Genomic DNA, 19,977 nt, shown 5'->3' on the forward strand with positions numbered 1-19,977 from the left:
GTGCCCGTCGGCGATACTGGAAGACGCTGCAACGCATCAGGGAAAGGCCACAGACGTGACTGAGATCGAGATCGGGCGCGGCAAGCGCGGCCGCCGGGCGTACGCCTTCGACGACATCGCCGTCGTCCCCAGCCGCCGTACCCGGGACCCGAAGGAGGTCTCGATCGCCTGGCAGATCGACGCCTACCGTTTCGAGCTGCCCTTCCTGGCCGCCCCCATGGACTCGGTCGTCTCCCCGGCCACCGCGATCCGCATCGGCGAGCTCGGCGGACTCGGCGTGCTGAACCTCGAGGGCCTGTGGACGCGCTACGAGGACCCCCAGCCGCTGCTCGACGAGATCACCGGCCTCGACGCGGAGACCGCGACCCGCCGTCTGCAGGAGATCTACGCGGCTCCCATCAAGGAGGAGCTGATCGGGCAGCGCATCAAGGAGGTGCGCGACTCCGGCGTCGTCACCGCCGCCGCGCTCTCCCCGCAGCGCACCGCCCAGTTCTCCAAGGCGGTCGTGGACGCGGGCGTGGACATCTTCGTCATCCGCGGTACGACGGTCTCCGCCGAGCACGTCTCCGGCGCGCACGAGCCGCTGAACCTCAAGCAGTTCATCTACGAGCTGGACGTGCCGGTGATCGTCGGCGGTTGCGCCACGTACACGGCGGCCCTGCACCTGATGCGCACCGGCGCGGCGGGTGTCCTCGTCGGCTTCGGTGGCGGCGCGGCACACACCACGCGCAACGTGCTCGGCATCCAGGTCCCCATGGCGACGGCGGTCGCAGACGTGGCCGCGGCGCGCCGTGACTACATGGACGAGTCGGGCGGCCGGTACGTGCACGTGATCGCCGACGGCGGTGTCGGCTGGTCCGGCGACCTGCCCAAGGCGATCGCCTGCGGTGCGGACTCGGTGATGATGGGCTCCCCGCTGGCCCGCGCCACCGACGCGCCGGGCAAGGGCCACCACTGGGGCATGGAGGCGGTGAACGAGGAGCTGCCGCGCGGCAAGAAGGTCGCCCTCGGCACGGTCGGCACCCTGGAGGAGATCCTCACGGGCCCGTCCCACACCCCCGACGGCTCGATGAACCTCTTCGGTGCCCTGCGCCGCGCCATGTCCACGACCGGTTACAGCGAGCTGAAGGAGTTCCAGCGCGTCGAGGTGACGGTGGCGGACTCGCAGCACCGGCGGTAATCCGTTTCGACGCTGAGCAGGGCCTGGTCACTCGGGTGAGTGGCCGGGCCCTTCTGCGATCCATCCATCCCACGCGCCCCGTTCACAACCGATGCGCCGCCCCCGTGGGCGCCGCCCCTCGCGTGTCCAGCAGGAGCTGGGCCTTCACCGACAGGCCCTGGAGGTCGTACGTGCGGTGCTGCTGGAGGAGGATGGTCAGGTCCGCGCCGGCTGCGGCCTCGTAGAGGGAGTCCGCACGGGGGACCGGGTGGTCGAGGACGCTCCAGGACGGGACATAGGGGTCGTGGTAGCTGACCGCGGCGCCCAGTTCCCGCAGGCGCAGGGCGATCTCGCGGGCCGGGGTGCCCTGGAGGTCGGCGAGGTCGGGCTTGTAGGTGACGCCGAGGAGGAGCACCCGGGCTCCCCGCGCCGACTTGCCGTGTTCGTTGAGGAGTGCGGCGGCGCGCTGGACGACGTAGCCCGGCATGCGGTTGTTGACCTCCCGGGCCAGTTCCACCATGCGCAGCCCGCGTCCGCCGCCGGCCGTCAGGTCCTGGGGGACGGAGTGGCCGCCGACGCCGGGGCCGGGGCGGAAGGCCTGGAAGCCGTACGGCTTGGTCTCCGCGCAGCGGACGACGTCCCACAGGTCGACGCCCAGGTCGTTGCAGAGGACGGCCATCTCGTTCACGAGGGCGATGTTCACGTGCCGGTAGTTGGTCTCCAGCAGTTGCACGGTCTCCGCCTCGCGCAGCCCACGCGCGCGTACCACCTTGTCGGTCAGCCGCCCGTAGAACGCGGCGGCCGACTCGGTGCAGGCCGGGGTGAGGCCGCCGATGACCTTGGGCGTGGTGGCCGGCGTGACGTCGCGGTTGCCCGGGTCGACCCGGTTGGGGGAGTACGCGAGGTGGAAGTCACGGCCCGCCCGCAGCCCGGAGCCCTCTTCGAGGAGCGGACGCAGGAGTCGCTCCGTCGTCCCCGGGTACACCGGTGACTCCAGGATCACCGTGGTGTGCGGACGCAGGTGGCCGGCGAGGGTACGGGCGGCCGTCTCCAGCTGGCTCAGGTCGAGCCCGCCGTCCGCTCCCGGCGGAGTCGGCGCGCAGACCACCGCGGTGCGTACCCGGCCGAGCTCGGCGGGGTCGGTGGTCGGCCGGAAGCCCCCCGCCAGCATCCGGCGCAGTTCGGCGGGGCTGAGCGAGCCCGCCTCGGGGCCGGTCCGGTAGCCGAGGGTGGGGATGCCTGCGGCGACGGCGGCCTGGGCCAGGGGCAGGCCGTACGGGCCGAGTCCGATGACGGCGAGATCTGCGGGCATGGCGTGGCCGTCCTTCCCGATAGCCGAAGGGGAACAGAGGCGCAAGCCCTGTGGACAGGACGGGCGAGCGCAATGTCAGACTAGGAGTAAATATGACCGATATGCGGGATTGCCTGGCCGAGTTTCGGTGAGCGTTCCGTGAGCGTTGTCCACAGGCTGCGAAGCCGTGGTGGCTGAAGTCGGGCAACCCGGTCAGAATCTGGGCAGGGGGATACGGACGGGGCCGCACCCGACGGGTGCGGTCGGCGCGACCGACGAGCGGGAGGCAGCGGTGAGGACAGCGACACTCGGACCGGCGCAGCGCGTCGAGTCCCTCGCATCCATGGCCGAGCGCGAGCTGGACGTGCTGGTGGTGGGTGCAGGCGTGGTGGGTGCGGGCACCGCGCTCGACGCGGTGACCCGGGGCCTGTCCACAGGTCTGGTCGAGGCGCGTGACTGGGCGTCCGGCACCTCCAGCCGGTCCAGCAAGCTCATCCACGGTGGCCTGCGCTATCTGGAGATGCTCGACTTCGCACTCGTCCGCGAGGCCCTGAAGGAACGCGGCCTGCTGCTGGAGCGGCTCGCCCCGCACCTGGTGAAGCCGGTGCCGTTCCTGTACCCCTTGCAGCACAAGGGCTGGGAGCGGCTGTACGCCGGGTCGGGCGTCGCCATGTACGACGCGATGTCCATGGCCAAGGGCCACGGCAGGGGACTCCCGATGCACCGCCACCTGACCCGCTCTCACGCCCTGCGCGTGGCGCCCTGCTTGAAGAAGGACGCGCTGGTGGGCGCGTTGCAGTACTACGACGCCCAGATGGACGACGCCCGCTATGTGACGAACCTCGTGCGCACGGCGGTGGCGTACGGCGCCAACGCCGCGAACCGCGCGCGGGTGACGGGCTTCCTGCGGGAGGGCGAGCGGGTCGTCGGCGCGAAGGTGCAGGACGTAGAGGGGGGCGGCGAGTACGAGATCCGCGCCAAGCAGGTCGTCAACGCCACCGGCGTGTGGACGGACGACACCCAGGCGATGGTCGGGGAGCGCGGGCAGTTCCACGTCCGGGCGTCCAAGGGCATCCACCTTGTCGTGCCGCGCGACCGGATCCACTCCACGACCGGGCTGATCCTGCGCACGGAGAAGTCCGTGCTGTTCGTCATCCCCTGGGGCCGGCACTGGATCGTCGGCACCACGGACACCGACTGGGACCTCGACAAGGCCCACCCGGCGGCCTCCAGCGCGGACATCGACTACCTGCTGGAACATGTGAACTCGGTGCTGGCGGTGCCCCTGACCAGGGACGACGTCCAGGGCGTGTACGCGGGCCTGCGGCCGCTGCTCGCCGGTGAGTCGGATGCCACCAGCAAGCTGTCGCGTGAGCACACCGTGGCACACCCGGTGCCCGGGCTGGTCGTCGTGGCGGGCGGCAAGTACACGACGTACCGGGTCATGGCCAAGGACGCGGTGGACGCGGCGGTGCACGGGCTCGACATGCGCGTCGCCGAGTGCGTCACCGAGGACGTGCCGCTGCTGGGCGCCGAGGGCTACCGGGCCCTGTGGAACGCGCGGGCACGGATCGCCGCCCGGACCGGCCTGCATGTGGTGCGGGTCGAGCACCTGCTGAACCGCTACGGGACGATGACCGAGGAACTTCTCCAGCTCATCGCCGAGGACCCGTCGCTGGGCGAGCCCCTGGCCGCGGCGGACGACTATCTGCGTGCCGAGATCGTGTACGCGGCCTCCCACGAGGGGGCGCGGCATTTGGACGACGTCCTGACCCGGCGGACGCGCATCTCGATCGAGACCTTCGACCGGGGCACCCGCAGCGCAAGGGACGCCGCCGGGCTGATGGCGCCCGTGCTCGGCTGGGACAAGGACCAGATCGAGCGCGAGGTCGAGCACTACCAGAAGCGGGTGGAGGCCGAGCGGGAGTCGCAGCGGCAGCCTGACGACCTGACGGCGGACGCGGCGCGCCTGGGAGCGCCTGACATCGTGCCGCTGTGAACCTGACGGTGTGGCCGGCCTTGTCCGTCAGTGGGGACAGGGCCGTCCGTCAGTGAGGACCGGGCAGGCCGTCTGCCAGCGGGGACCGGGTCGTCCGCCAGCGGGACAGGGGCCGGGGCCACCACGCATCACTCGAACGGGTGTAGGGAACCGGGATCTTCGTTCGGAACCCGGTCGTTCTACGAGGTGCGGGGGCAGAACTCGGCCGCGAGCACCGCGGGTTCGAGGCCGGGATCGGCTATCGCGTCCGTGTTCACGCGGAAGGTGAGGACACGCCGTCCGTCGACGGTTGCCGCGGTGCGCACATAGCTGCCGGATATGTGCCCGTTGTGCCCCCACACCGTCGTGCCGCACGGAAGTTTCTCAGGGAAGAGCCCCATGCCGTACGCGCCGTGTGCGGCACGGGTGTCGAGCATCTCGCGCAGCCGGCGTGGGGGCAGCAGCCGACCGCCGAGCAGGGCTCCGTAGAACCGGTCGAGGTCGGCGAGGGTCGTCACCAACTCGCCCGCCGCTCCGGCCACCCGCGGGTCGACTTCGGTGACGTCGGTTCCGTCGGCCGTGTAGGAGCGGCCGTGGGGGGAGGGCAGCGTGGAGCGCGAGCCGGGGAAGGAGGTGCCCGTCAGACGCAGGGGAGTGAGGATGCGGCGTTCGGCCTCGGTGGCGTACGAGTGGCCGGTCACCTGCCGCACGACCAGGCCGAGCAGGACGTAATTGGTGTTCGAGTAGGAGAAGCGGCCGTGTTCGGCCGGAGGGTGGGTGAGAGCGATGTTCAAGGCCTGACGGGGGGTGACGGGTGCGGTCCCGTCGGTGTCCGTGGTGAAGTCGTGCAGGCCGCTGGTGTGGGTGAGCAGGGAGCGCAGGGTCAGCGCGCGACCGTCGTTGCCGGCCCCCCGCACCAGGCCGGGCAGGTGCTGCTCGACCGTGTCGGACAATGACAACCGGTGCTCGGCGGCCAGCTGCAGCACGACCGTCGCGATGAACGTCTTCGTGAGGCTGCCGGCGCGGAAGTGGTCCGACCGGGCGATGCCCGAACCGGCCGTGGCGTAGCGGAGGGTGGCTCCCTCCCGGGCCAGCAGGGCGGCGGCCGGGGCTCCGCCCTGCGTCACCAGCAGCGGCAGCACCGCGTCCGTGGGCGGCATCGACAGGGCCGACGAGTCGGCCGGCGGCAGACCGAACAGGGCGGCGGCCACCGGCAGGGCCAGCAATGTCCGGATCGGCGGCATACGGGCTCCTCCCTGGTCGGGGCCCATCATGCAAGGTGGTGCGGGGCGTGCCGCACCCGGGTTCCGGGAGGGTGCGGCCGCAGGTGCCCGGGAGGGGGCCCCTGGGCGCCGGGCACTTGTCGGGTGAGAGACAATGGAGGCTCTGTCAGGGCGGGTTGTATGAGGGGACGCATGTCGGAGGCGGAGCGGGCGGGCACATCTCGTCAGGACACTCGTCAGGACAACAGGGAGCGTCTCCTCGCGGGGCGCTACCGGCTGGGCAAGGTGCTCGGCCGGGGCGGCATGGGCACGGTGTGGCGGGCCGAGGACGAGACCCTCGGCCGGACGGTCGCCGTCAAGGAGCTGCGCTTCCCGTCGAACATCGACGAGGAGGAGAAGCGGCGGCTGATCACGCGGACGCTGCGCGAGGCCAAGGCCATCGCGCGGATCCGCAACAACAGCGCCGTGACGGTCTTCGACGTGGTGCAGGAGGACGACCGGCCCTGGATCGTGATGGAGCTCGTCGAGGGCAAGTCGCTCGCCGAGGTCATCCGGGAGGACGGCCTCCTGGAGCCGAAGCGGGCCGCGGAGGTCGGGCTCGCGGTCCTCGACGTGCTGCGCTCCGCCCACCGCGAGGGCATCCTGCACCGTGACGTGAAGCCGTCGAACGTGCTGATCGCCGAGGACGGCCGGGTCGTGCTCACCGACTTCGGCATCGCCCAGGTCGAGGGCGACCCGTCCATCACCTCGACCGGCATGCTCGTCGGCGCGCCGTCCTACATCTCCCCGGAGCGGGCGCGCGGGCACAAGCCGGGCCCGGCGGCCGACCTGTGGTCGCTCGGCGGCCTGCTGTACGCGTCGGTGGAGGGCGCACCGCCGTACGACAAGGGGTCGGCCATAGCGACTCTCACGGCCGTGATGACCGAGCCGCTGGAGGAGCCGAAGAACGCGGGTCCGCTGAAGGACGTCATCCACGGGCTGCTCACCAAGGACCCCGCCCAGCGGCTCGACGACAAGGGCGCCCGGGCCATGCTGAACTCGGTGCTGTACGCGCCCGAGAAGGACGAGCCCGAGCCGATGGACGCGACGAAGGTCGTGCCGCTGCCCGCACAGCCGGACAGGTCCTCGCGCAAGGGGGGTTCGGCCGGGAAGGCGAGCAAGCGCGGCGAGGAGGCCGGGGAGCGGTTGCGCGGCGCGCTGCGTTCCGTGCGCAAGGCCGCGGCGGGATCAGCCGCAGCGGGATCGACGGCGGCTGCCGCCAAGTCCGCGTCCAATGGCTCCGCTTCCGTGGAGACCGGTGCCGACGAGGCCGCCGCCGGTTCGGCGGGCACGGCCTCCTCCGCTTCGGGCAGTGGCGCGGGCCGGTCCGGGGCCACGGGGGGCTCCGTGGCGCAGTCGGGTCCGGGGGCGTCCGCGCGCGGCGGCGAGCCGAGTGGGCCGGAGACGAAGACGGCCTCCGGCGGGCGCAGTTCCGGATGGCCCGTGGTGCCGCCGCCGGACCTGCCGCCGCGGCCGGTGCCCCGGGCGCCGCTCACCGACGTGGTGCCGCGGCGGACCCTGATGATCATCGCGGTGGTCGTGGTGCTCGCCGTGCTCGGCACGGTGCTCGCCATCGTGCTCAGCGGCGGCGACAAGGGCTCGAAGGGGGCCTCCGGCGAGGGCGGCGGGAAGACCGTCGCCTCGGCGTCGAGCAGCTCCGAGACCAAGGGCGACAAGAGCGACGCCGCGCGCACGGACGGCACGGAGAAGCAGCCGGCACCGTCCGGGCCGTCCACGGACGGCGACTCGGGCGGCCGGGCGAGCGGTTCCTCCGGCGAGGGCGGCTCCGGCGGCAAGGGGACCGCCGCGGAGTCGACCCACCAGGGCGACCAGGGGTACTCGATCGGTCTGCCGAAGGGCTGGAAGTACCAGTCCACGGGTGCGGCGGGCGACCGCTTCACCGGGCCCGGCGGCCAGAAGTTGCTCATCGCCTGGACGTCCACGCCCAAGGGCGATCCCGTGGCGGACTGGAAGAACCAGGAACGCTTCATGGTGCGCGCGCAGTACAAGAAGATCCGCATCGAGAAGGTGGACTACCGCGGCTGGAACACGGCGGACTGGGAGTTCACCTACGCCGACGGCGGCACCAAGTACCGGACCATCGACCGGGGTTTCGTGGTCGACGACCGGCAGGGGTACGCGCTGATGTACACGGCGAAGGCGTCCACGTGGGGCGATGCGCTGCGCAAGGAGACGTGGCGGACCCTCACGAAGACCTTCGAACCCAAGTCCTGAGCATGAGGCCCCCAGGGTTTGGGGAGGGAGATCTCGCATCCCCGCATGCGGGTTGCCTGTGGCACGTATCGTAAATGTTTGCGGACCGTGCGCAGCCGAAACGGACCGTGGGGCGAACGGATGTGACCGACCGGGCTGCCGGGGGAGGCAACGTGGACGACTACGCGGGTCGGGTGCTGGCCGACCGCTACCGCCTGCCGCTGCCGCCGTCCGACGAGTACGAACTCACCGAGACCCGGGCCTTCGACACCTACAGCGGACAGGAAGTCCTGGTCCGGCAGGTCCCGTTGCCCGAGGTGGTCGAGGCCGAGGTCCTCGACGCGGAAGGGCTGCCCGACGGTTTCACGGCACGTGACGTCGGCGGTCGGCGGCCCGGCGGCGCGCGGGGAGGCGTCCGGCGGCCCGCGGACCCGGTGGTGCGGCGCGCGGTGGAGGCGGCGCAGGCCGCTGCGGCCATTCCCGACCACCCCCGGCTCGACCAGGTCTTCGACGTGTTCGCCGAGGGCGGTTCCCTGTGGATCGTCAGTGAACTGGTGGCCGCGCGCCCGCTGGCGGCGCTGCTCGCCGAGAAGCCGCTGACGCCCTACCGGGCGGCCGAGGTGGCCTCCGACGTCCTGATGGCCCTTCGGGTGCTGCACGCGCACGGCTGGGTGCACCGGAACATCACCGCGCGGACGGTGCTGGTCTGCGACGACGGCCGGGTGATGCTCACCGGGCTGGCGGTGGGCGCGGCGGAGGAGGCCCTGTGCGGCTACGACCCCGTTCCGGAACCGGCGTCCGAGGAGCCCGGGCGGGGGCCTGGGCCTCAGAGCGCGGGGCCGGTTCCCGGCGCCGACGCGCCGGGAGCCCCTGGGCCGGGCGGTGGCACGAGTGACCCCGAGGCCGCGCGGCGCGCTGCCATAGAGGCCCGGGAGGCCGGAGGGCTGCCCTCGGCAGGCAGCGAGAGCACGGGCGGGGGCCGTGTCGTGCCGGCGCGCGGGCCGGCGGAGGACGGCCGGGACCCGCGAGCGGCGCGGGCCGGTGCCATCGCGGCCTACCGGGCGGGTGCCCGGGCCGCCGCACGGGTGCAGGAGGTGCGGCAGAGCGGGCGGGCGGCCCTGCCCGGAGCCCGCCCCGCCCCGGACGGCGGCGTCGCGCCCTATGGAGACGGACCGGCGCCGTACATCCCCGGACAGGGCACGGCCCCCGGAGCCGTACCGCCGGGGCGGATCGCGGACCCCTACGGGGTGGGTGGCGGTCCGACGTCGACCTCTTGGCACGGCGCCGCGCCGCGCGGCACGAACGGTGGTGCACCGGCGCGGCGGGGCGGGGAGCGGGCAGCGTTCCCGCCCGCCCCGGACACCGCGTCCCAGGGCGAGCCCACCCGGTGGGACGATCTGGTCGCCGACACCCACGCGCCCCGGCGCGGTCCGGCCACGGCGCTGGCGGCCGAGCGGGCGCGGCAGGCGCGCATGGCCGTCGTCGGGCCGGTGACCGAGCGCTGGGCACCGGAGCAGGCCGGACCCGTCCACGAGAACTGGCAGTTGGCCGCGCCGATCGGTCCCGCCACCGACCTGTGGGCGCTCGGCGCGCTGCTCTTCAGGGCCGTGCAGGGGCACGCGCCCTACCCGGAGGAGTCGACGGCCGAGCTGGTGCAGATGGTGTGCGCCGAACCGCCCGCGTACGCCGAGGAGTGCGGGCCGCTGCGGCCGGTCGTGGAGTCGCTGCTGCGTCAGGACCCGACCGAGCGCCTCGACTTCGAGGAGGTGCGCGGCTGGCTGCGCTCGCTGGTGCGCTCGGCGCCCGAGCCGGAGGCCGGCGTGCACGTCGTCCCGGCGCCGCCCGTGGACGCCAGCCGGCTGCCCGTCGTACGGCGCCGGGGGGAGCTGGTGCGGCGGCGTAAGGCGGGGCTGCCCGCGCACCACGGTCGGCACAAGCGGGCCAGGAGCGCCTCCGGTTCCCCGCACCGCCTCGGCCGCACCCTGCTCGTGCTGGTGCTGCTCGCGATGGCCGCGGCGATCGCCTACGCGATGCTTTTCATGCCCAAGCCGGACGGCGAGCGCACGGACGGCGCGGACCGCACCGGTGCGGCCGGCGAGGTGAGCAGGGCGCCCGAGCCCGAGGCCAGCAGCGAGCCACGACCCGAGCAGACCTCGCCCGGGCCGGCCAAGAGCCCGTCGTCGTCGGCGGGCACCACCGAGACGCAGACCACCGGCCCCGACGTCGCCGACGGTTTCACCCTGCGCAAGGACGCGGCGGGCTTCCAGGTCGCCGTCGCCAAGGGCTGGGACCGCACCACGCGTGGCGGCGGCCAGGTCGTCTACGCCAAGGGCGACTTCGAGCTCATCGTCGTCGCGGGCCGGGACAGCGCCTCGGAGTACGGCCGTGATCCGATGGCCTACCAGCGGGAGAGGGAGCGCGAGCTGCAGCCGTACCGAGACTCCAGCTGGGCCACCTCCACCGGTCTGAAGACGATCGAGGTGGGCGGACGGGCCATGGCCGAGGGACAGTTCACCTGGACCGGCGCGGACGGGGGCGAGCTGTACGTCCGCAACCTGGCGATGCTGGTCGCGGGGCGCTATCACGTGGTCCAGGTGCGCGGCCCGGAGTCCGATCGGGACGAGGTGACCAGGCTGTACGAGCAGGCGGCGGCGACGTACAAGGCGACGAAGTGAGCGCCCGGCGCGCCGCCTGTACGCCGCAGTTCACACTCTGGTTGCCTCACGTCCCGGCAGGCGACAACCGTCACAGTGCGGTCACCGTGGTACCCCGCTTGTTCCCTGGGTGAGGGCGGGTCCTTACGCTGACCCTGTCAAGACCATTGCGGGGCAACGTGAATCAGATGCAGGGCCTGCTCGTCGCGGGCCGCTACCGGCTGGCCGAATCGATCGGCAGTGGCGGCATGGGCCGGGTTTGGCGTGCACATGACGAGGTGCTGCACCGGTCGGTCGCCATCAAGGAGTTGACCGCCGCCCTCTACGTCTCCGAGAGCGAGCAGGCGATCCTGCTCGCGCGCACCCGGGCCGAGGCCAGGGCGGCCGCGCGGATCAACCACTCCGCGGTCGTCACCGTGCACGACGTACTGGAGCACGACGGCCGTCCATGGATCGTGATGGAGCTGGTCGAGGGCCGTTCCCTGGCCGACGAGGTCAAGGAGGAGGGGCGCGTCGAGCCGCGCGAGGCGGCGCGCATCGGCCTGTGGGTGCTGCGGGCCCTGCGGGCCGCGCACACCGCCGGCGTCCTGCACCGCGACATCAAGCCGGGCAACGTCCTGCTCGCCAGTGACCGGCGGGTGCTGCTGACGGACTTCGGCATCGCGCAGATCGAGGGCGACACGACCATCACGCGCACCGGCGAGGTCGTCGGCTCGGTCGACTACCTCGCGCCCGAGCGCGTCCGTGGCCACGACCCCGGCCCTTCCTCGGACCTGTGGGCGCTCGGCGCGACGCTCTACACGGCGGTGGAGGGCCGATCGCCGTTCCGCCGCACCACCCCGCTGACCACCATGCAGGCCGTGGTCGAGGAGGAGGCCGCCGAGCTCCGGCACGCCGGTCCGCTCGAACCCGTCATCACCGCCCTGCTGCGCAAGGACCCGGCCGCCCGGCCCGGCGCGTCCGAGGCCGAGCACATGCTCGCCGAGGCGGCGGAGGGCCGACGGCCCAACGGGGCGCAGGCGTACGTGCCGACGCAGTACGGGGGGACGGCACCGTACCGGGACCATCACAGCGGGACGGGCACCGGGACGGCCGCCACCGGCACCGGTACGACCGGCACCGGAGCGACCGTCTCCGGCCCGTTCGGCAGCGGCTCGGGGTCGCACCCCGGGACGCCGCTCCCGCCGCCGGCCGGCACCGTGGCCACCGGGCCGGCCACGGCCGGTACCCGGCCGTACGGCCCCGACGGAGCCGGACGGGGCGCGACGGTCCCGCAGCCGACCGGCTCGGGCCGGCGCCGCCGGTTGCGCACCCTCGCCCTGGTGGTCGCGCTCGCGGCCATCATCGGCGGGGGCACGGCCGTGGTGCTCCAGCAGTGGAACAAGGGCCCGTCGCAGGGCGACGGCTCCGGCTCGACGACGCCCAGGAACACGCACGCGGCCGGAGGAGCGGTTCCGGACAGCTGGGTCCGCTACGAGGACCCCGTCGGATTCAGCCTCTACCTGCCGAAGGGCTGGAAGCGAAAGCCCTTCGGCCCGCAGGGCGAGCTCAAGCAGATCGACTACTCGCCCGACGGCGGCCGGCACTTCGTCCGCATCGCCATCGACACCTCACCCGACTTCGCCGACGCCAAGTCCCACCAGGAGGATCTGGAGCAGCAGGTCCAGAGGCTGGTCGACTACAAGCGGGTGACCATGGAGGAGAACACCTACCGGGACCGCAAGGGCTCGCTGTGGGAGTACACCTGGACGGCCCTGGCCAAGGATCCGCCCTATGTCGCCGGGCCGCGCCACGCCATCGAGGAGACGTACTTCTCGCGGGACGGCGTCGAGTACGCGATCTACATCTCCTCGCCGGAGAAGGACTGGGCGCAGACGAGCAAGCAGTTCAAGTGGGTACTGCAGGGCTGGCAACAGCCGCGGCAGGCAGGGTAGTTGACGCCTGCTAATCTGCCCCCGGCATGATGTGAACATGTCGTGACCACGTGTGTGACCGCACGTGAGCGACCATGACGGGGAGCAGAATTGAAGAAGATCATCAGCCAGCTTCTGGCGATCGCCGCGGCCACCGTGGCGATTCCCGCACTGCTGGTCACGCCCGCAGCGGCGGCCGACAGGTGCGGGGAAGGCTACGCGGACAAGGACAGCAGCGCCTGGCGCGCCACGGGGAGCGGCGGCAACATCCGGTCGGGCCCCAGCACGTCCTGCTCCATCGTCGGCAAGGCGAGCAGCGGCCACAGGCTCGACTACCACTGCTACCTGTACCTGGACGAGGCGTACTTCTGGACGTACCTGCGGGACGACAGCACCGGCAAGTACGGCTGGGTCCGCGGTGACCTTCTCTCGGACCACGGCAGCCTGAAGCACTGCTGAGCGACCCGCCGCCCGGCCGGTGCCGGGCGGCGACCGGATTTCGTGGGCGTTGACGCCGTCTGCGGCATGATGGGGCTCATGGGGACCGAGGGAGCGAACTTCCGTGTGGTCGCGGGGCGGTACCGCCTGGAGGAGAAGCTCGGTCGCGGCGGCATGGGAGTGGTCTGGCGGGCGACCGACCAGCTCCTCGGCCGGAGCGTGGCCGTCAAGGAACTCCCTTACGACGAGACACTCTCCGTGGCGCAGGCGCGCCGGCAGCGGGACCGCACGCTGCGCGAGGCCCGGGCCGTCGCCCAGCTGAGCCATCCGCACATCATAGTCGTCCACGATGTCGTCGAGGACGGCGAACGCCCCTACATCGTCATGGAGTTGGTCGAGGGCGGCTCGCTCGCCGACCGGCTCGCCCAGCAGGGGCCGGTCGACGCCGCCGAAGCGGCGCGCATCGGCATCGCCCTGCTCGGCGCGCTGGGCGCCGCGCACGCGGCCGGAGTGCTGCACCGCGACCTCAAGCCGGACAACGTGCTGCTGGAGGCCGGCACCGACCGGGTCGTCCTCACCGACTTCGGCATCGCCCAGGTCGCGGGCGCCCCCACGCTCACCGAGAACGGAGCCTTCGTCGGTTCGCCGGAGTACACCGCGCCCGAGCGGATGTCCGGGGTCAGGACCGGGCCCGAGTCCGACCTGTGGTCGTTGGGTGCCTTGCTGTGTGCGGCCCTCAGCGGCGAGTCACCGTTCCACCGCGACTCGCTGGGCGGCATCCTGCACGCGGTCGTCGTGGGTGACATCCAGCCGCCCGCACAGGCCGGGCCGATCCTGCCCGTCGTACGGGGGCTGTTGGAGCGCGATCCGGACCGGCGACTGGACGCGGGCCGGGCGGAGCGCATGCTGCGGGCCTTCCACGGCACGGGGCGCACGCCGCCGGTGCCGCCGCCCGCCTATGCGCCGACGGTGGGTGCCGTATCGGGCAAACGGCCGGCGGTCCCCGCCCTCCGGCAACTGTCCGTGCCGCAGGCGGACCCGCCGGGTCCGGCCCCGCCGGAGGAGCCCTTCCTCCGGCAGCCCGCGCGGCGCGCCCTCATCGCGGCGCTGCTGGTCGTGGCGATGGCCGGAGCCGGGGTGTCCGCGGCGGCGCTGCTCAGGGACGGCGGCAAGGGGGACGGAGGCCCCACCCCGACGAGCTCCGCATCGCCGACACCGAAGTTCTCGTCACCCCGTCAGACCTCGCCGAGCACACCGTCGTCACGGCCGTGACCGCCGAGCACGCCGTCGTCGAGCCCGTGACCGGGCGCGTGCGCGCCCGGTCGTGACCGCCGAAGCCCGTCGAAGACCCCGTCCACCGCGCAGGCCCCGCCGAGCACGCCCGCGCCCGGCCCGTGACCGGCGACCGGGCCCGATGCCCAGCGCGTGATCGCCCGAGCCGTACCGCCACATAGGCGGAGAAGAGCCGCGGATCGACGTCACGGGTCTGTGACCGGCTCGCGTCCTTTGTGGATCCGCGGGCGGTTGGCGCGGTATGGATGAGCCCATGAGCAACAGCGGGGGAGCCCGGTCCGGGGCCGACGAGCCGACGAGTTTTGTCCTGCAACCACCGAACCGGCAGGCGCCGGTGCCGGGCAACCCCTACGCCGTGTCGCCCCCGTCGCCCACCCAGGCCGTGCCGGCCGGGTCGGCCCAGGCGCCCGAGGGCCCCGGTGCCGGGCGGCTCATCGCCGGGCGCTACCGCCTGCTGGCCAAGCTCGGGCACGGCGGCATGGGCACGGTCTGGCGGGCCGAGGACGAGACGGTCGGCCGGGAGGTCGCCGTCAAGGAGCCCCGCGTCCCCGACCACCTTCCCGAACGCGAACGCGCCAACGCCTTCGAGCGGATGCGCCGCGAGGCCCGGGCCGCGGCCCGGCTCGACCACCCGGCCGTCGTGAACGTCCACGATGTCGCGGTCGTGGACGACCAGCCCTGGATCGTGATGGAGCTCGTGCGGGGCCGCTCGCTGGGCGACGCCCTCCAGGAGGGAACGCTGTCCGCGCGCGAGGCCGCCCGGATCGGCCTGGAGGTGCTCGGCGCGCTGGAGGCCGCCCACGCGGCGGGCATCCTGCACCGCGACGTGAAACCCGACAACGTGCTGCTCGGCCGCTACGACCGGGTCGTCCTCACGGACTTCGGGATCGCCCAGATCGAGGGCGAGACCAGCCTCACCGACACCGGCGGCTTCGTCGGCTCGCCGGAGTACATCGCGCCCGAGCGCGTGCTGGGGCAGCGACCCGGCCCCGCGAGCGACCTGTGGTCCCTCGGCGTGGTGCTGTACGCGGCGACGGAGGGCGTCTCACCGTTCCGCCGCAGCAACACCCCCGCCACGCTCCAGTCCGTCCTCAACGCCACGCCCGCGCCCCCCGCCTCCGCCCAGGGCCCGCTCGCCGAGGCCATCCGCGGCCTGCTGGACAAGGACCCGGCCCGCCGCCCGGACGCCGCACGGGTGCGGGCCCTGCTGGAGGTGGCCGCGCACCCGCCCGCAACGCAGCCCACCCGGGCCGTGCGGGTCACGGGCCAGGGCGAGGGGAGCCGCGGCGTTCGGCTCGGCCGCAGGGCCTGGCTCGGACTGGGCGCCGCGGCCGTCGCGGCGGCCGTGACGGCGTACCTGGTGCTCGCGGACCCGTTCGCCGGGCCACTGCCCGGGGGCTGGGAGACCAAGCAGGAGAAGGACCTCGCCGCGTCGCTCGCCGTACCCGAGTCATACCAGCGCACCGTGCCCGACCGGGAATCCGACCAGAGCCACTGGGTCAGGTACACCGACTGGAGCGGCAGCATCTGGATCGCCCTGTCCCTTGAGAAGAAGGCCGAGGACACCGGCGGCAACATCGCGGGCTCCGCGGCCGCCGAGATGTACGACGACGACGCCCGGTTCAAGGAGAGCGGCAGCTACGACCTGGACATGGACGAGGGTCCGAAGAAGACGGATCCCCAGGAGACCACCTACCGGGACAAGAAGGCCGCCCGGAACACCGTCCCCTTCAAGACCGACGACAGCGAGAACCCCCGCCCCCGGGAGGTCCAGATCCTCTACTACCGGACCCCCGGCGGAGACATGTACAAACTCACCGTCAGCTACCCGGACAAGAGCGACTTCACCGCCCGCGGACGCGAGGTGGCGAGCACGGCGATCGCGAACCTGGACATCGACGGGACCTGATCCCGTAGGCCCAACACCGTTGAAAACGGCCCGCGTCGACAATCTGCCGCCCCGCGGGGTACTGATGGGGCATGAGCAACGACGGGGGCGGGACGGACGCCGCGCTGGGCCGGCTGGTCGGGGGGCGCTACCGGCTGGTCGAACGCATCGGTACCGGGGGCACGGGCACCGTCTGGCGGGCCCTCGACGAGCACGCGCGGCGTGAGGTCGCCGTCAGACAGCCCCGGTTGCCGGGCGACCCGGACACCGAGAGCCACCGGCGCGCGGCCCACCGGCTGCACCGCGAGGCCCGGGCCGCAGCCCGCGTCGACCATCCCGCCGCCGTCACCATCCACGACGTGGTCGTCGAGGCGGAGCAGCGGGACGAGCGACCGGGCCCCATAGGCCCCGACGAACTCGACGCGGCCGAGGCGCTGGACGGACTCCCCTGGATCGTCATGGAGTTGGTGCCCGGCGAGTCCCTGCGCGAGACGCTCGGCCGGGGCCCGGTCGCCGTGCCCGAAGCCGCCCGGATCGGACTCGCCGTCCTCGGTGCCCTGCGCGCCGCGCACTCCGTCGGCATCGTGCACCGGGACGTGAAACCGGCCAACGTGCTGCTCGCTCCGCACGGGCGCGTCGTCGTCACCGACTTCGGCACAACCCAGGTGCAGGGGGACGACCTGACCACGGTGAGCGGGGAGTTCGCATCCGGCCCCTCGGAACTCGCAAGCCGCCCCTCGGAACTCGCAAGCCGCACCTCGGAACTCGCAAGCCGCCCCTCGGGACTCGTAAACGCCCCGTCCGAGCAGGCAAGCGGCCCACCGGAACCCGCATCCGGCCCGTCGGAACCCGCATCCGGCCCCTCGGAACCCGCAAGCGGTGCACCGGAGTCCGCAAGCCGTGCATCGGAGTCCGCCGCCCGCCCACCGGGGTCCGCCACCGCACCGTCGAAGTCCGCCGCAGCCTCGGAGTTCGTCGCCCCGGAGCGGATCTCAGGCCGCACTGTGGGGCCCGCCTCCGACCTGTGGTCCCTGGGCGCCCTGCTGTACGCGGCCGTCGAGGGCTCCTCACCGTTCCTGCGGACCACACCGGAGGCCACGCTCGCCGCTGTCCTCGCCGCCGAGCCGCCCGAACCGACGCGGGCCGGCCCCCTCGGACCGCTGATAGCCCGGCTGCTGGTCCCGGACCCCGACCAAAGGCCGGACGCGGACGAGGTCGCGAAGGAACTGGAAGCGGTGGCGGGCCCCCTGACGACTCGGTCACCGCGGGTGGCCGAACACCCGGGGAGCTCCGCCGGCCGAACCGCGCCACCCTCCGACCCGGCCCCCGCCGCCCAGGCCGCCCAGCCTGACGCCGTCCCCGACGCCCTGCCCGACCCCGTGCTCGCCGGGGCACTCGCGCAACCCGACCCCACCCCGGCGCAACCCGACCCCGCCCTCACCTCACCCGACCCCGCCCCAGCGGAGCACCACCGGCACGACCACCCCGACCACCCCGGCCCCGTACCCGCCAAGCGCCAGAGCCTCCTTCGCCCCGGCCCCCTGGCTCTCCTCTCCGCCCTGCTCGCCGGGGGCATGGGGGCCGTCACCCAACTCGCCGGCACCAGCGGTGCGGAGAGCGCCGGACAGGCCACCGACGCGGTCGGCGCGGCCGATGCCTGGACCCCGCATCCCGAGCCGGACATGGCAGCCGTCCTCCACCTCCCCGGTCACTACCGGCCCCTCGGCCGTACCGGCGGAGCGACCGGCCGGCCCCGCACCGTGCTCTACGGCAACGCGCCCGCCGGCACCGTCCAGGTCCGCCTCCTCACCTGGGACGAGGCCCCGGCCGCGCCGATGGAACAGGCCAGGGCGCACGACGCCGGGGGAGGAACCCGGTACGCCCGCACCCGCGTACAGGGCCACGAGGCCGCACTCGCCGACACCGCGTACCGGCGGGGCGGGATGCCCAGGCGGCTCCTGCGGGCTGTCGTGCGCACCGACGACGACCGTATGTACGAACTCCGCGTCGACATGCCCCGGGGTACACCGGAGGAGGAAGAGGGCACCTCGGTGTTCGAGGGGGCCCGGGAGCGACTCGGGATCGTAAAGGGCTGAATCACACACCCGTTACCGCACAACGTCCTGATCAGCGCGTTTGTTGCCAGCAGTCACTGGCGTCGTGTGTGCGGTCGGTGAAGCCGTATTACCGACGGGTACCCAAAGCCTCCGTCGCGGCATACCCTGCGCCTCATGACGGACGCGCAGGCCGCTGAGAAGACGGCAGAGACCGGCACGGCACAGACCGGCACGAACCCCCTCGCCCCCGCCCCGGAGGGCGCCCGCACCGCCGCGGACGTGGTCACGCCCGAGCTGGTCGCCCAGCTCACCAAGGGTGTGGCCGGCTCGGGCCGGACCGCCAACCACACGCCGTTCACCGGTGAGAAGCTGGCCGACCTCCCCGAGTCGACGCCCGAGGACGTGGCGAGGGCCTTCGAACTGGCCCGTGCCGCCCAGGCCGTGTGGGCGCAGACCCCCGTACGGCAGCGCGCCGCCGTCCTGCTCCGCTTCCACGACCTGGTGCTGGAGCGCCAGGCCGATGTGCTCGACCTGATCCAGCTGGAGACCGGCAAGGCCCGCCTGCACGCCCACGAGGAGGTCCAGGCCGTCGCGGTCGCCGCCCGGCACTACGGCCGCAAGGCCCCCTCCTACCTGCGCCCCAAGCGGCACGCCGGCGCCGTGCCGACCCTCACCAAGGTGACCGAACTGCGCCATCCGCGCGGGGTCGTGGGCCAGATCGCCCCCTGGAACTACCCGCTGGAGCTGTCGGTGGGCGACGCGCTCCCGGCGTTCGTCGCGGGCAACGCGGTCGTCATGAAGCCGGACACCGAGACCTGCCTGACCGCCCTGTGGGCCCGTGACCTGCTCATCGAGGCCGGCCTGCCCGCCGACGTCTTCCAGGTCGTCCTCGGTGACGGCCCGGTCGTCGGCCCCGAGGTCGTCCGGCACGCCGACTACGTCTCCTTCACCGGCTCCACCCGCACCGGCCGCGAGGTCGCCCAGGGCGCCGCCGCCCGGCTCGTCGGCGTCTCCCTCGAACTCGGCGGCAAGAACGCCATGCTGGTCCTCGAGGACGCCGACATCGAGAAGGCCGCGGCCGGAGCCGTCCGCGCCTGCTTCTCCTCCGCCGGCCAGCTGTGCATATCCATCGAGCGGCTCTTCGTCCACGAGTCGATCGCGGACGCCTTCCTGGAGCGCTTCGCCGCCCGGACGAAGGCGATGCGCCTCGGCACGTCCCTGGCGTACGGCGCCGACATGGGCTCCCTGGTGGGCGAGCGGCAGCTCGAGACGGTCACCCGGCACGTGGAGGAGGCCGTGGCCAAGGGCGCGAAGCTCGTCGCGGGCGGTGTCGCACGCCCCGACATCGGCCCGTACTTCTTCGAGCCCACGATCCTCGACGGAGTCGTCACGGACATGTCCGTCTGCGACGAGGAGACCTTCGGCCCGGTCGTCTCGGTCTACCGCTTCAAGGACGAGGACGAGGTGATCGAGCGCGCCAACGCCACGGCGTACGGCCTGAACTCCTCGGTGTGGACGAAGAACGGCCGCCGCGGCCAGGAGGTCGCCGCCCGCCTGCGCACCGGCACGGTCAACATCAACGAGGGTTACGCCCCCGCGTACGGCAGCGTCCAGTCCCCCATGGGCGGCATGAAGGACTCCGGCCTCGGCCGTCGCCACGGCTCCGAGGGCATCCTCAAGTACACCGAGGCGCAGACGGTCGCCCACCAGCGGGTGCTCCCGATGGCCCCGTCGCTGGGCATGGACGACGAGAAGTACGCCCAGTTCATGAGCAGGAGCCTGCGCCTGATGAAGGCTTTCCGGTTCCGGTAGACGACCCTCGCTTCAGCC

At 73.0% G+C, this 19,977-nt stretch carries 12 protein-coding genes; 10 read left to right on the top strand and 2 right to left on the bottom strand.

Annotation, left to right across the window (positions count from 1 at the left end; genetic code table 11):
• Positions 1 to 55 precede the first annotated feature (55 nt).
• Positions 56 to 1,180, top strand: coding sequence for a GuaB3 family IMP dehydrogenase-related protein (locus ACIQU3_RS01630; protein ID WP_234848305.1), 1,125 nt, complete (start codon positions 56 to 58; stop codon positions 1,178 to 1,180).
• A gap of 82 nt (positions 1,181 to 1,262) precedes the next feature.
• On the opposite strand, the gene ACIQU3_RS01635 is transcribed toward ACIQU3_RS01630, so the two are convergent.
• Positions 1,263 to 2,471, bottom strand: coding sequence for a nucleotide sugar dehydrogenase (locus tag ACIQU3_RS01635; protein ID WP_403724469.1), 1,209 nt, complete (start codon positions 2,469 to 2,471; stop codon positions 1,263 to 1,265).
• Between the two features lie 271 nt (positions 2,472 to 2,742).
• Between ACIQU3_RS01635 and ACIQU3_RS01640 the strand changes: the two genes are divergently transcribed.
• Positions 2,743 to 4,449, top strand: coding sequence for a glycerol-3-phosphate dehydrogenase/oxidase (locus ACIQU3_RS01640; RefSeq protein ID WP_403724471.1), 1,707 nt, complete (start codon positions 2,743 to 2,745; stop codon positions 4,447 to 4,449).
• Positions 4,450 to 4,628: 179 nt separating this feature from the next.
• Here the strand turns inward: ACIQU3_RS01640 and ACIQU3_RS01645 are convergent, their stop codons facing one another.
• Complete coding sequence (locus ACIQU3_RS01645) at positions 4,629 to 5,672, bottom strand: serine hydrolase domain-containing protein (RefSeq protein WP_403724474.1); 1,044 nt, start codon at positions 5,670 to 5,672, stop codon at positions 4,629 to 4,631.
• 171 nt (positions 5,673 to 5,843) lie between these two features.
• Between ACIQU3_RS01645 and ACIQU3_RS01650 the strand changes: the two genes are divergently transcribed.
• From ACIQU3_RS01650 to ACIQU3_RS01685, 8 genes are all read left to right on the top strand, one after another.
• On the top strand, positions 5,844 to 7,925 hold the full coding sequence (locus tag ACIQU3_RS01650) for a serine/threonine-protein kinase (protein ID WP_403922987.1): 2,082 nt from the start codon (positions 5,844 to 5,846) through the stop codon (positions 7,923 to 7,925).
• A 152-nt stretch (positions 7,926 to 8,077) separates the two neighbouring features.
• Positions 8,078 to 10,579: a protein kinase gene (locus tag ACIQU3_RS01655; protein ID WP_403922989.1), complete on the top strand. Its 2,502-nt coding sequence runs from the start codon at positions 8,078 to 8,080 to the stop codon at positions 10,577 to 10,579.
• A 167-nt stretch (positions 10,580 to 10,746) separates the two neighbouring features.
• Complete coding sequence (locus ACIQU3_RS01660; RefSeq protein ID WP_403923207.1) at positions 10,747 to 12,492, top strand: serine/threonine-protein kinase; 1,746 nt, start codon at positions 10,747 to 10,749, stop codon at positions 12,490 to 12,492.
• A 90-nt stretch (positions 12,493 to 12,582) separates the two neighbouring features.
• On the top strand, positions 12,583 to 12,930 hold the full coding sequence (locus tag ACIQU3_RS01665) for an SH3 domain-containing protein (RefSeq protein WP_366710266.1): 348 nt from the start codon (positions 12,583 to 12,585) through the stop codon (positions 12,928 to 12,930).
• A 78-nt stretch (positions 12,931 to 13,008) separates the two neighbouring features.
• Positions 13,009 to 14,181, top strand: a complete 1,173-nt coding sequence (locus tag ACIQU3_RS01670; protein WP_403724489.1) for a serine/threonine-protein kinase — start codon at positions 13,009 to 13,011, stop codon at positions 14,179 to 14,181.
• A 274-nt stretch (positions 14,182 to 14,455) separates the two neighbouring features.
• A complete protein-coding gene (locus ACIQU3_RS01675; RefSeq protein WP_403724497.1) occupies positions 14,456 to 16,111 on the top strand; it encodes a serine/threonine-protein kinase in 1,656 nt (551 codons plus the stop codon).
• A 71-nt stretch (positions 16,112 to 16,182) separates the two neighbouring features.
• Entirely contained in the window at positions 16,183 to 18,186 is a 2,004-nt protein-coding gene (locus tag ACIQU3_RS01680) for a protein kinase (RefSeq protein ID WP_403922991.1), read from the top strand.
• A gap of 135 nt (positions 18,187 to 18,321) precedes the next feature.
• Positions 18,322 to 19,959 carry a succinic semialdehyde dehydrogenase gene (locus ACIQU3_RS01685; RefSeq protein WP_403922993.1) on the top strand — a complete coding sequence of 546 codons (1,638 nt, stop codon included), beginning with the start codon at positions 18,322 to 18,324 and terminating at the stop codon, positions 19,957 to 19,959.
• Positions 19,960 to 19,977 lie beyond the last annotated feature (18 nt).

Origin of the sequence: Streptomyces sp. NPDC101110 (assembly GCF_044759525.1) — a bacterium.
GTDB lineage: Bacteria > Actinomycetota > Actinomycetes > Streptomycetales > Streptomycetaceae > Streptomyces.